Raw genomic sequence first — 13,106 nt, 5'->3', positions numbered from 1 at the left:
AAGCCCCGGGAGAGTAGGTCACCGCCAAACCTAGTAAAAGCCCATATCTCTCTAATACGATGAAAAGAACACTACCCGGTCTCAAGTAGCCGAATAGGCGGTAGACCAACGCAAGGCCTCAAGTAGCGTAAGCGATAGGCCAACAAAAGTGTCGCGGGATGGAGCAGCCCGGTAGCTCGTCAGGCTCATAACCTGAAGGTCGCAGGTTCAAATCCTGCTCCCGCAACCAATATCCAAACAGCCACGTCGAGCCACAAACAGTCAAATAGACTGTTCGCATCGAAATCAAACATCGACGCATCAGGGCTTGTCTACACGTGATCGTAAGACTCGACTCCGTAAAGGGAGAAACTTAAAAAGAACAAAAGAAGAACACGGAAGCTAACATGTTCGATGAGATGCAGCGGCGCATCATTTCATTGTGGTTTCCCCGGTTGGCGACTGACCGGGTTTTGCGTCAGTGCCCGATGGACGGACCTTTTGTTCTGACCCTCAAGCAACGGAATGCCAATCGCATTTACTGCATGAATGTCGCGGCGGCAGAGCAAGGGCTGCATAAGGGTATGGCGTATGCGGATGCGCGTGCTTTTTGCCCGACCCTGCAAAGCGGTATCGCTGATCCTCAGTCAGACTTGCGCTTTCTACATATTCTGCGCCGATGGGCGATGCGATATTGCCCTTGGGTGGGGCTGGAAGGTGACGACGGGCTGGTGCTGGATATCACCGGGTCGGCGCATCTGTTTGGCGGTGAGGCAGCGATGCTGGCCGATTTACGCGGGCGGCTTGCGCGCGCAGGGCTGTCGGTGCAGATCGGGGTCGGCGATACGCGGGGTGCGGCTTGGGCGCTGGCTCATTACGGTGAGGGGCAGGCACCTATCGGTGATATGTTGGGGGCATTGGCCCCATTACCCGTGGCGGCTTTGCGTCTGAATGAAGAGACATCGGTCACTTTGCAGCGTATGGGGTTGCATACAATCGGCGCGCTGGCCGCAGCCCCGCGCGCACCACTGGCGCGCCGCTTTGGGGCTGGGGTGCTACTTCGGCTGGATCAGGCCTTAGGAGCGCAGCCGGAAGAAATTATGCCACTGGCCGATCCGCCCCGCTATGCCGTGCGCATGACCCTGCCAGAGCCGATCGGGTTGCTGACCGATGTTATGGCGGGGGCTGATCGGCTGTTGGTGCAGCTCTGCGCCAAGCTGAAGGCGCAAGAGATGGGCGCGCGCAGGCTTTGCATGACATTGCGTCGGGTAGATCAGGGGCATCAGCAGGTTGAGCTGCGTCTGGCCCGGCCCTTGCGCGCCCCTCATCGTATCCTACCGCTGTTCGAACGCGGGGTAGGGGAAATAGATGCGGGGTTTGGCATCGATCAGCTGCGGCTGGAGGCTGCGGAGGTCGAAGAGCTACCCGTGCAACAGCTCAGCCATGCTGTGGGGTGGGGGCAGGGTCAGTTAGAGGACCTGATCACCCGGCTAGGCACTCGGGTTGGGCTCGAGAATATTCAGCGGGTTTTACCGGCGGATAGCCACATCCCCGAGCGTAGCTTTATCATTGCGGCAGCAGCCTATTGTGAAGCCTCAAGGGGGTGGAGCAGCCAGCACCCGCGCCCCCTTTGCCTGTTCCCACCCGAGCCGATTGCTGCAACAGGTCCACAGCCACCCAGGCGTTTCCGCTGGCGGCGCATGTCGTTGACAGCAAGCCTCGCGACTGGACCAGAGCGCATTGCCCCTGAATGGTGGTTGGCCGATGAAAGCTGGCGCTCTGGCCTGCGCGATTACTGGCGGGTGGAAACCCTGCAAGGGCGCAGGCTCTGGCTGTTTTACACGCCGCAGAATCCGGGCTGGTTTGTGCAGGGAGAGTTCGCATGATCGAAGTGAACCGCACCCACCGTCCGGTAGAGGCCTTTCGCCGTGATACGCTGGAGGCCAATGCGCAGGGCACCGGGTATGCCGAACTGTGCGTCACCACGAATTTCACTTTTCTGACTGGGGCGTCACATCCCGAAGAACTGGTGCTGCGCGCGGCTGAATTGGGGTTGTCCGCGATTGCTGTGACAGATCACAATTCGCTGGCAGGTGTCGTTCGCGCGTGGTCGGCTCTGAAAGAGTTGAAGCGGCAGACGGGGCAGCCGTTGCAGATTCAGTCTGAGCAATGTGTTGATTCATCGTCGCGGCAGGAGGTTGGGCACAGGCAAGCCCTTGCCCGACCAGATTGCCCGGTATTGCCTAAGCTGATTGTTGGCTGTCGGCTGGTGCTACGCGACAGTTCATTGGACTGGGTGGCGCTGCCCTGTGATCTGGCAGCTTACAAGCGGCTCAGCCGATTGCTGACCCTGGGCAAGCGACGCGCGGATAAAGGGGACTGTGAGCTGTATACGCAGGATCTGCTGGCAGCGTGCAAGGGCATAATGCTGATTGCGCTGCCTCAGAGCAGCTTGCAGAAGGCTGCAGCGGATATACAGACCATGCGGCGGCATTTTCCCAATCATGTCTTTCTGGGTGCGGTGCCACGCTATGATGGCAGCGATCAGGCCTATTTGGCCGAATGCGCCCGGCTGGCGCTAAGAGCCTGCGCGCCGATGGTGGCGGTGGGGGATGTGCTGATGCATCGGGCCAGTCGCAGACAATTGGCCGATGTGCTGACCTGTATGCGCGAACATATTACGATTGATCAGATAGGAACGCGCGCCTTGCGCAATGGGGAACGGCGGCTGAAGGCAGGCACCGATATGGCGCGTGTCTTTCGGGATCATCCTGCCGCGCTGCACCGCACATTGGAGATTGCAAGCCGCTGCAGCTTTGACCTGAGTGAACTGTCCTACGAATACCCGGATGAGATCGCAACAGACGAGCCACCTCAGGCTCGGTTGGAACGGTTAGCGCGTGAAGGGTTAAAACGCCGCTATCCTGATGAGCCGCCCGATAGGGTGGTCGAGTTGATGCACAAAGAACTGGCGGTGGTCGCCGACCTCCGGTTCCCAGCATATTTCCTGACCGTACATGACATTGTACAGTTTGCCCGCTCACAAGGTATTCTTTGCCAGGGGCGCGGGTCGGCGGCCAATTCGGTGCTGTGTTACCTCTTGGGCATTACGGATGTCCCTCCGGGTCAGATTGCCATGGTTTTTGAACGGTTTGTGTCAAAATACCGAGGCGAGCCGCCGGATATTGACGTCGATTTCGAACATGAGCGGCGCGAAGAGGTGATCCAGTGGGTCTATGAAAAATACGGCCGCCACCGTGCTGGCCTATGTGCCACTGTGATCCATTTCCGCACCCGCGCGGCGATCCGCGAGGTCGGAAAGGTGATGGGGTTATCGCAGGATGTGACCGCAGGGCTATCCGGTCAGATCTGGGGTATGACCAATGGCGGCGTTGACCTGGACCGTGTGCGAGAGTTGGGGCTAGACCCTGACGATCGTCGCCTGATGCAAACCCTCCGCCTGATAGGTGAGATCATCGGTTTTCCGCGCCATTTGTCTCAGCATGTCGGTGGTTTCGTAATCACCAAGGGGCGTCTGGATGAGCTGTGCCCGATTGAGAATGCCGCGATGGAGGATCGCACTGTCATCTGTTGGGACAAGGATGACATTGATGCGCTCAACATCCTGAAGGTCGATGTTCTGGGGCTGGGTATGCTCAGCTGTCTGCGTAAATCCTTTGATCTTTTGCAAGCGCATGAGGGTGAGAATCTGAGCATCGCCAAGGTGCCGCAGGGCGACACGGCCACATATGACATGCTCTGCCGCGCGGATGCGGTCGGCGTTTTTCAGGTCGAAAGCCGGGCGCAAATGAACTTTCTGCCTCGGATGCGACCGCGCGAGTTCTATGATCTGGTGATCGAGGTTGCCATTGTTCGCCCCGGACCCATCCAAGGGGATATGGTGCAACCCTATATCCGACGACGGAATGGGAAGGAAAAACCGGAACCCTTTGGCCCGGAACTGGAGCAGGTGACAGCACGCACATTAGGGGTGCCTCTGTTTCAGGAACAGGCGATGCAGATCGCGGTGGTCGGGGCAGGCTTTACAGCGGAAGAGGCTGACCATTTGCGCCGTTCTCTGGCGTCGTTCAGGCGGATGGGCACGATCGGCACATTCCGGGATAAATTCATCAAGGGGATGCTGAACAAAGGTTATGACATTGAGGTGGCAGAGCGCTGTTTCTCGCAGATCGAAGGCTTTGCCGATTATGGGTTTCCCGAAAGTCACGCAGCCGCTTTTGCAATGCTGGCCTATGTTTCGGCCTGGCTGAAATGTCATTACCCGGCGATCTTTGCTTGCGCGCTGCTGAACTCTCAGCCCATGGGGTTTTATGCCCCTGCCCAGATCGTGCGCGACGCGCGTGAGCACGGGGTCGAGGTGCGGCCCATCTGCGTCAATCATTCGGAATGGGACAATATTCTGGAACGCCGCCCCGATGGCGCGCTGGCCCTGCGGCTGGGGTTCCGCCAGATCAAGGGGTTCAGGGAAGAAGACGCAGGTTGGATTGTGGCCGCGCGTGGCAATGGCTACCCGGACCCAGAGGCGCTTTGGCTGCGTGCTGGGCTTCGTCCAGATGTGCTGACGCGGCTGGCCGAGGCGGATGCCTTTTCGGATATGGGCCTGACCCGGCGCGATGCACTCTGGCAGGTCAAGGCGATTCAAAGCCCGAAACCTCTGCCGTTGTTCAACGATCCAATCGACGGAGAAATGGTTCACGAACCGCAGGTCAATCTGCCGGTTATGCAACTGGGTGAAGAGGTGGTCGAGGATTATGTCTCAACCCGTCTGACCCTGCGGGCGCATCCTATGGAACTGCTGCGCCCCTCATTGCCGGGATTGGTCACACATGCCTCTTTGCAACAGGTGCCGCTGGGGCGGTACAGCGTGTGTGGCCTTGTCATCACCCGCCAGCGGCCCGGCACGGCCTCGGGTGTTATTTTCCTGACGTTGGAGGATGAGACCGGAGTCAGCAATGTGGTGGTCTGGCCCAAGGTTTATGACCGCTTCCGTCGTATTGTGATGGGGGCGCGTTTGCTGCGGGTGACAGGGTATCTGCAACGCGAAGGGATCGTCGTGCACTTGATTGCTCAGGACATTCAGGACTTATCGCATAAGCTGTCCGAATTGGGGCATCCACAGCCAGAGGCCCTGAGCACCGAAGCTGCCCGCACGGATGATACGCTCAAACGATCCCGCTATCCCGCGCGGGCAATGCACCCGCGGGATCAGGCAAAGCGATTGTTCCCAAGCCGGGATTTTCATTAACCGGCCATTTGTAGCGATTGCGGGATTCAGCACTCTATTTGCACAAAGCCTGAAGGAAGAGAAAATTGTCACGAAATCGATAACAATTCCGGCTGTGCTTCACATTCCATGTAGAATTTTGACAGCACAGGCGATCTTAAGGCAGCTCTTAATCAAGGCAAAAAACGGTGAATTTCCCGCTGCCTGAGATGCGTGGCAAACAATCACAGATTGAGCGCCAAAGTGGAATCGCGAAGTGTGTTAACACTTAATTAACTTGATCCTTGGAAAAGTACCGCTCACTGGATAGGGTGAGACAGTAACCAGTCCAAAGAAATTGTCTCCCGTGCCCAAAAATCAAAGCCTGTCGGCTCCGCTTCGCAAATCCAATATTCTTCTGACCTCATCCATGGCGCTTGCCGTCGTCGGCGCATATGGCCGCACTGCATATGGTGGCAGTTGCACGCCGTCGGGGGGCGGAACCTATTCTTGCTCGGGTCCAGCAACGGGTGGTGACGCAACCATTACGCTGAATTCAGGCGCATCCCCTCTGATAGTGACAACGCAGCCAGGGTTTGGGCATACGGTCTCAAGCGGGAATGGGTTCAATCTGCGTTCCAGTGACAGCATTTCGTTTACGGATGCCAATAACTCGGTCATAGCGGGGGCGAACTTGGGGATTTACTCGCGCAACACAGGAACGGGCGCGATGACAATCACGGTTACAGGTGTTGTGATCGGGACAAGCGGTACCGGGGTGTACGCGAACAACGCCGGAACGGCGACCGATATGACAATTTCTGCCGTTGATACAAGTGGCGGAAACATTGGCATCTCTGCGCGTAACAATGGCACCGGCGCTTTGACAATCACGTCCACAGGAACGGCTTCAGGCACCTCTTCGGATGGGATTAACGGGCGGAATGCGGGGACTAACCTAACGATTACCGCAGTCAACGCCAACGGTGGGCGCACGGGCATATTTGCGCAGAACACGGGCTCGGGTTCGATTTCCATCACCACATCAGGCGCTATAACCGGCGGCACAGGTGTAGGCATTGCGACGCTGGCCGGTGCTGGCACGGCAGTCAATATAACCCTGAATTCAGGCAGCACCGTCAGTGCCACATCTGGTACGGCGATCACCAATGACCAGTCTGACGCCACGGTGACCGTAAACTCGGGCGCTGCGGTCACGGGTGCAATAACCTTGGGCGATGGCAGCGATACCTTAGACTTCACCGGAGGTGATTTCAGCGGCGTTACCCTGTTTGACGGTGGCGACGACTCCTCCAGCGGGGACGGCTTTGTCGACACGCTGCGCTTTGGCAGCAGCGGTGCATTGGCTGGGGCAAACGTGACCAACTTCGAAGTGATCGAGATTACCAATAATTCGACGATCACACTGACCGACAACAGCCTGACCGCGGGTGATGGCGGTGCCGGAACCGGGCTTACAGTTCAATCAGGCAGCAGTTTGCGTCTGAATACCGGAGCGACCAGCCTGACCGGGAATATCACCAATGGCGGTATGCTCTCGGCACAGAACGGATCGGTGGGCGATGTCATCACTGTCAGTGGTGACTTTGTCGGCACTGGCGGAACTATCCTGCTGGATGTCGAACTTGGCGGTGACGGGTCGGCCACCGACATGCTTCAGATCGCAGGCGACACCTCGGGCACGACCTTTGTGTCGGTCAACAATATCGGTGGTGCCGGGGCCGAAACCATCAATGGGATTGAAATTATCCAAGTTGGGGGAGCGTCAAATGGAATCTTCACGCTGAATGGAACGTCTCAGACAGCCACCGGCGAACAAATTGTGGTAGCGGGTCCTTTTGGCTATCGTCTTGTCGACACTGGCAGCGGCAGCTTTGTGCTGTCCAGTCTGGATGCGTCCGGCAATCCGATCCTTGTTGGATCTAGCATCGCCTCATTTGAGGCTTTGCCTTCGATCCTGCAATCAGTGAACCGTGTCCGCGGTTTCCAGGCGCGCACTGCCGCAAGAACCGCTGTTGCACCTTCTGGGGATGCGACCAGACAGCGGGTTCGTGATTTTGGCACCGATGGCGATGTCCTGTCCTACCCGGATACCCCGGTCTGGCTGGAACTCACCGGACGGCGTAGCGAAATCGCGCCGGTTCGGTCGGACGCAGGGATCAACACGGTGCGGACGGACACCTATACGATAGCGGTTGGGGCAGATACGCTGCTGTCCGAATTCGCCAATGGGGCGCTCTACGGTGGGGTGGCGATCAGCTATGATGATGCCTCAAGCACGGTGCGGACCGATCAGGGCAACAGTGATATCGACACGACGTCGCTGGGCCTGACCCTTAGCGCTACCTGGCTGGACGCGCGTGGCTTTTATGTCGACACACAGCTTCAGTACAACGATAACTCCAGCGATACGCGCGATCCTTCCACCGGGCTTGAACAGAACGACATCGACTCGGATCAATACGCGATTTCGGTTGAGGTTGGTCGCCCTTATGAGGTTAAGCCAGGCCTGGTCCTGATCCCTCAGGCGCAACTGACCTATGCCTCGCTGGATGTGGATGACTTCACCGACAGTTCGGGCAACAATGTTGTCTTTGACGATGCCGACAGCGTACTGGCACGGCTTGGGCTGTCCGCGAACAAATGGTTTGCCAACAGTCGCGGCAGCGGCAGCTATTTTGGTGTCGTGAACCTTTATCACGAGTTTGACCCGACCACCCGGATTTCGGCCGGGGGGATGGAGTTCAACGAGGAGATCGACGATACCGGCATTGAACTGGGCCTTGGCGCGCGTATGATCCTGAACGAACGTTACGAGCTTTCTGGTTCGCTGAACTATCTGACGGGTCTTGATGATCTTGGGGATAGTTACGAACTGGAAGCCACATTAGGCTTGCAGGTTCGGTTCTGAATGATCAACATATCCAGGGTTCTGGCGTGGGGCGGCGGCGCTCTTGTCGCGGTGTCGGGCATGGGCTCGGCACAGACGACAGAAACGACATCCACGCAATATCAAAGCTGGACAGTGAACTGCACCCAAGAGGCTGATCAACGGCAATGCGCCATGAGCCAAAGCCTGAACCTGCAGAACCAGTCCGGCCTACTGCTGCGGGTTGAGCTGCAGCGAAACGCCGAAGGCGCGGCCTCGGGTATTGTGATCGTGCCATTTGGGTTGGACATCACCAAGGGTGTTTCACTGTCCATCGACGGTGGCCCCCGGTGGAATCTTCCGATGCGAACCTGCCAGAATTTCGGTTGTGTGGTACCCCTGACACTTGGGCCGGGGATTGTGGATCAGATGAAACAGAGTAACACGGTGCAAATCTCGCTCTATACGCTGGATGGTGGACAAACGCTTGAAGTGCCTGTGTCATTAGCGGGTTTCACGGCAGCCTTTGATGCGCTTTGATCCGTTGTCGCTGACGCCAATCAATCAGATACGGATCCCCTGACGCTTCTACAGAGTCCAATTTGGTCATAAGGCGTGAGCATAGACATTGGCCGGAAATCGGTTGAGGCGTGTATCGCATTCAAGGTCCAGCTAAAACGTTACAAATAGTGCGGTTGAAAATACGCCAAGTTTCAACTGCTTGGTTGCTCCAACTTGGTCAATCTCCTTCTGAAGCCGCTTTAGTTCCTTCAGTTGGTCGGTTCCCATTCCGCCATACTGTTTACGCCAGCGGTTGAATGTCTGCTCCAGTATCTGCAATTGCCTCCGTTGTATCAACATGCGGCATGCCTTGGCCGCATGGCATCTCAACCCGCCGTAGCTTCGTGATGATCTCTTCTGGTTTGTGTCGCTTGATACCCATATTTGATCCTCCGTTTCCTAACTATATGGGTGGGCCACTTCACAGGGGGAGGATTAGTAGTCCCTTCAATTAGTGTTGTTTTAATTGACACATTGTCTTGCATACGATCCGCTAAACTACGTCATCTGTTTTAGCGCAAGGATTTGATGTCATGTCAGAATCGCTCAACCTGCATAAATTTGAGAACCTAAGTCCTTTCCAAATCAAAGACGAACTTATCAAGTTGGCGCAAAAAGAGGCGCGGCAGATGGCTTTGCCATACCTAAATGCCGGTCGAGGGAACCCCAACTGGATCGCTACCAAAGCGCGGGAGGCATTTTTCCTGCTAGGGCAGTTCGCCATGACGGAAGCTCAGCACCATCGGAATGAGCCGGAGGTCGGTCTGGCTGGGATGCCGCAAGGGCCAGGCTGTTATGACCGGCTCAAAACGTACTGCGCCAAATCGGCTGAAGGAAACGGCCCTCCCGGTGCGGAGACTTTGGTGGCCGTCGTTGATTTTGCGATTGAGAAATTTGGTTTTACGCCCGACGATTTCGTGCTCGAGTTAACTGACGGTATTGTCGGCGACCATTATCCGATGCCCGACCGTTGCATGGAACACAACGAAGCGATTGTGCACGAATATGTTATGTGGGCGATGTGCGCGGGGCACCGACCGGATGCGAAGTTCGATATCTACGCAGTTGAGGGTGGAACCGCAGCTATGTGTTACATCTTCAAAGCGCTCAAGAACCAGCGATTGCTGAATGCCGGTGACACGATTGCGTTGGGTACACCGATTTTCACGCCCTATCTGGAGATGCCGGTCCTTGAAGACTATGGGCTGAACACAGTGGATGTATCTTCGAGGGAAGAGGACCACTTTCAACTGAACGACGAAGATTTCGAAATTCTGTCCGACCCGAAAGTCAAAGCACTCTTTCTGGTCAACCCGGGCAACCCGTCTTCAGTTGCTATCAGCCCCGAGGTCTCGGCTCGGCTTGTAGAGTTCGTAAAGACCCGCCGCCCGGACCTGATCATTTTGACTGACGATGTGTACGGGACCTTCGTTCCAAACTTTCAATCGATCCTGGGGCACCTGACTGAGAACACCATCGGGGTTTATTCCTACTCCAAGTATTTTGGGTGCACCGGTTGGCGTTTAGGCGCGATTTTGGTGGCTGAGAACAACATCTTCGACAAGATGATTGCGGACGCTTCGGACGAAACAAAGGCCGTCGTCAACGCACGCTACGAAACGCTGACGCCTGATCCATCCTCATTCAAGTTCATCGACCGGATCGTGGCCGACAGCCGCGATGTTGCGCTGAACCACACCGCAGGTCTATCGCTGCCACAACAGGTGATGATGACTTTGTTCTCACTGGTCGAGCTCATGGACGAAGAGAAGGCCTATCAGAAATTCTGCTGGGGTATTCTGAAACATCGCTTTGACGAGCTAGTAGAGGGGATGGGTATCGAAGTTCCTGACAACCCGCTGTTTGACAAATACTACGGTATTATCGATTTCGAGTTCTGGCTTCGTAAATACGTGGGCGAAGAGGTGGTCGAGTGGATTAAAGAGAATGTCCACCCGCTCGATATATCCTTCAAATTGGCTCAGGACCACGGGATCGTGTTGTTGAATGGATCGGGCTTTGACGCACCAAACTGGTCGGCGCGGGTATCGTTCGCCAATTTGGATGATAGTGCTTACCGCCAGATTGGAAGAGCAGTGCGCGCGGTGGCCACTGGCTACGTACAAGCCTACCGTGCCTCGAAGGGACTGCCTTTGCATGGTTGAGATCTAGCAACAGCGTTGAGAAGCGGATCAGCGTGGTGATTGCCACACATGCTGATCTCACCCTTCTAAGCCATGATCCAGATTGTCGTGTCTATTTCCGGTTTGACCTACGGAACGAAAGCCACAACCAAAGGTCCCCAAAGTGTGAGGAAGATATTGGCCACGGCATAGGTCATGGTGAAGGCAGGTGTGGGTGTTGAGTTCCCGGCTTTTTCCAAGAGTGTCGCAAATCCTGGATTGCCCGAGCGTGAACCGGTCACAACCGCACAGGCCTCAACCGGATTCTTGATACGCAGGGCGAAATAGTTGATCGGGAACTGCACGATCATGGGCATCAATGTAACCACAACACCCAAAAGCAGCAGTGTGATCCCATATTCCTGGATTGCCTCTAGTGCGGGTTGGCCTGCATTGAGGCCAACGACGCCAACGAACACAGCTAACCCAAAGCTCTGAAGGAAATTCGCGGCCCCACGGTTAATACCGCCGATTTTGGGTTGCCGGATGCGCAAATAGCCGATGATCAATCCTGTAATCAGACAACCGAGGCCGGACCCCAAAGCCACCTTCGTTCCTGCGATGACAAAGCTGATCTCGCCGATCAGATAGCCGATGGCTACGCCGATCCCCAATGCAATGAAATTGGTGACTGAGGCCGAAGGCGGCACATAGCCCGCAAGTTTGGCAACTCGGTTTAGGTCGTCCTTGTGACCGACAATACTGATCTCGTCCCCAGCGTGGATCTCAGTGTCATGCAGGACGGGGACATCATGGCCCATGCGGTTGATCTTTGAGATATGAACACCGCGCCTTTGATCCGCCGTCAGTGCCTCGCGCAACTCTGCTAAGGTTTTGCCGGTCAGTTTGCGGTTGGTGACCACGACGTTGCGACGTTCCTCTACAACTGTCAGTTCAGGAGGATACTCTCCGATTTCACCACTGGCGCTCCCCTCGAACTGGGTCAAAGTCGCAACGAGGCCGGAGACGACCACAACGTCTCCGGCACTGACTACCATTTCAGGGGTCGGATCCACAGGAGCGCCATCGTGGAGTAACCGTTCGACGATCAGATCGCCATCATAGTCACTTTCGATATCCTTGACGGATTTTCCGGCAATGCTTGCATCAGCAATTACCTGATAGGCGCGGGCGTCGAACCGGTTCATCGGAAGGAACTCACCTTCCTCTAGTTTGCGACCGCCGCCGCTGAGTTTCTGAGCCAGCTTAATCGCTTCTTGCCGTAGGTCGACACGCATGATGATTGGAATGACACTAACTGCCAATATCGGGCCGATCGAGCCGAAGATGTAAGTAACCGAGTATCCTACGGCGATGTTGGTTTTCAATTTTTCCGCCTCATCAGCGGCGAGCCCAAGCAGATCGATGGCGTTTCCAGCCGTGCCAATGATTGCTGATTGCGTCAGGCCACCAGCTGCCAACCCCGCTGCTAGCCCTTTATCCAAGCCCGCCAGCCGTGCAACAACAATAACAAAAAACAACCCCCAGAGGGTCATCATAAACGCGGCCAGTAACTTGGTCAGCGCAGTTCGGTTCAAGGCCGCAAAAAACTGAGGTCCGCCGTTGTAACCAACCATAAATATGAAGAGGGAAAAGAACACATTCTGAACATCGGTGCTAAGGTTGATACCGCCGATCTGGCCGATAAAGACCGCCACCAACAATGTGCCGGCAATGCCCCCTAATTCAAACTTTCCAACCCGAAACTTTCCGACGCTATATCCAAGACCCAGACAAAGAAACAGTGCCATGATCGGAAAGGTACGAAGCTGTTCTGTAATCAATTCCATTGTGAAATCTCCAGAGTCCGAACGCTGGTCGTTTCTCCTCAAGATACAGCGACTTACTGTATTGAAAACAAAAAAATTTAGACAACCGACGTTGTTTGGGCTGTATGAAACTACCGGGAACATACTCTTACGAAGGGTAGGTAAAAAAACTATCTTTGGAATGCATGTCACGCCATTCGCTCTTTGTCTTTTTGGGAATGAGCTTGGCCATTTCGATGATTTCCTCGGTCAATTGGGAAACAAATGCATTTTTTATTGACCGCTCGAGTGCGCCTAAAATCTAATGTCTGCTTTGGGGCTCTTTCCGGAACTCGGTCGAGAGGCAGCATATCTGAAGATGGCAAAGCCTTTCGGAGGCTGAATATCCTTGATGAGCATAGCCGGGAGTGCCTAGGCTCCAGACTCATTGATTTACAGCCAGAACAGTACGGTAGCTGCTAGAGCGATGGCCGAAAGGAATACCTTTGGGCATCTGTCAT

General features: G+C 55.6%; 6 protein-coding genes, 1 tRNA gene and 1 pseudogene. 6 read left to right on the top strand and 2 right to left on the bottom strand.

What is annotated here, in order from left to right:
- The first annotated feature begins 152 nt into the window (after positions 1-152).
- From ACR0JE_RS19300 to ACR0JE_RS19280, 5 genes are all read left to right on the top strand, one after another.
- A tRNA-Met gene (locus tag ACR0JE_RS19300) sits at positions 153-229 on the top strand.
- 157 nt (positions 230-386) lie between these two features.
- Positions 387-1,865, top strand: a complete 1,479-nt coding sequence (locus ACR0JE_RS19295; RefSeq protein ID WP_480865313.1) for a Y-family DNA polymerase — start codon at positions 387-389, stop codon at positions 1,863-1,865.
- Complete coding sequence (locus ACR0JE_RS19290) at positions 1,862-5,245, top strand: error-prone DNA polymerase (RefSeq protein ID WP_480865311.1); 3,384 nt, start codon at positions 1,862-1,864, stop codon at positions 5,243-5,245. The genes ACR0JE_RS19295 and ACR0JE_RS19290 overlap by 4 nt, the downstream gene beginning before the upstream one ends.
- Before the next feature lie 325 nt (positions 5,246-5,570).
- The gene (locus tag ACR0JE_RS19285; protein WP_480865310.1) at positions 5,571-8,135 is read left to right on the top strand and encodes an autotransporter family protein; all 2,565 of its coding nucleotides are present in this window, start codon (positions 5,571-5,573) and stop codon (positions 8,133-8,135) included.
- Entirely contained in the window at positions 8,136-8,633 is a 498-nt protein-coding gene (locus ACR0JE_RS19280) for an invasion associated locus B family protein (protein WP_480551621.1), read from the top strand. It abuts the gene before it with no gap.
- A 192-nt stretch (positions 8,634-8,825) separates the two neighbouring features.
- Here the strand turns inward: ACR0JE_RS19280 and ACR0JE_RS19275 are convergent.
- Positions 8,826-9,036, bottom strand: a pseudogene (locus tag ACR0JE_RS19275) (transposase); the annotation flags it as partial.
- Positions 9,037-9,187: 151 nt separating this feature from the next.
- Between ACR0JE_RS19275 and ACR0JE_RS19270 the strand changes: the two are divergent.
- Positions 9,188-10,819, top strand: coding sequence for a bifunctional aspartate transaminase/aspartate 4-decarboxylase (locus ACR0JE_RS19270; protein WP_480865308.1), 1,632 nt, complete (start codon positions 9,188-9,190; stop codon positions 10,817-10,819).
- A gap of 107 nt (positions 10,820-10,926) precedes the next feature.
- Here ACR0JE_RS19270 and aspT read toward each other — a convergent pair whose 3' ends face one another.
- On the bottom strand, positions 10,927-12,627 hold the full coding sequence (gene aspT / locus ACR0JE_RS19265; protein ID WP_480865307.1) for an aspartate-alanine antiporter: 1,701 nt from the start codon (positions 12,625-12,627) through the stop codon (positions 10,927-10,929).
- Positions 12,628-13,106 lie beyond the last annotated feature (479 nt).

Source organism: Ruegeria sp. H3 (genome assembly GCF_056533095.1).
The sequence above is the reverse complement of the archived record's forward strand: the minus strand, read 5'-3'. Positions and strand labels throughout refer to the sequence as shown.

What these genes read in the sequence shown, in the direction of transcription:
- ACR0JE_RS19295 (WP_480865313.1), top strand. Translation starts at nt 387, where the DNA reads ATGTTCGATGAGATGCAGCGGCGCATCATTTCATTGTGGTTTCCCCGG.
- ACR0JE_RS19290 (WP_480865311.1), top strand. Translation starts at nt 1,862, where the DNA reads ATGATCGAAGTGAACCGCACCCACCGTCCGGTAGAGGCCTTTCGCCGT.
- ACR0JE_RS19280 (WP_480551621.1), top strand. Translation starts at nt 8,136, where the DNA reads ATGATCAACATATCCAGGGTTCTGGCGTGGGGCGGCGGCGCTCTTGTC.
- ACR0JE_RS19270 (WP_480865308.1), top strand. Translation starts at nt 9,188, where the DNA reads ATGTCAGAATCGCTCAACCTGCATAAATTTGAGAACCTAAGTCCTTTC.
- aspT (WP_480865307.1), bottom strand. Translation starts at nt 12,627, where the DNA reads ATGGAATTGATTACAGAACAGCTTCGTACCTTTCCGATCATGGCACTG.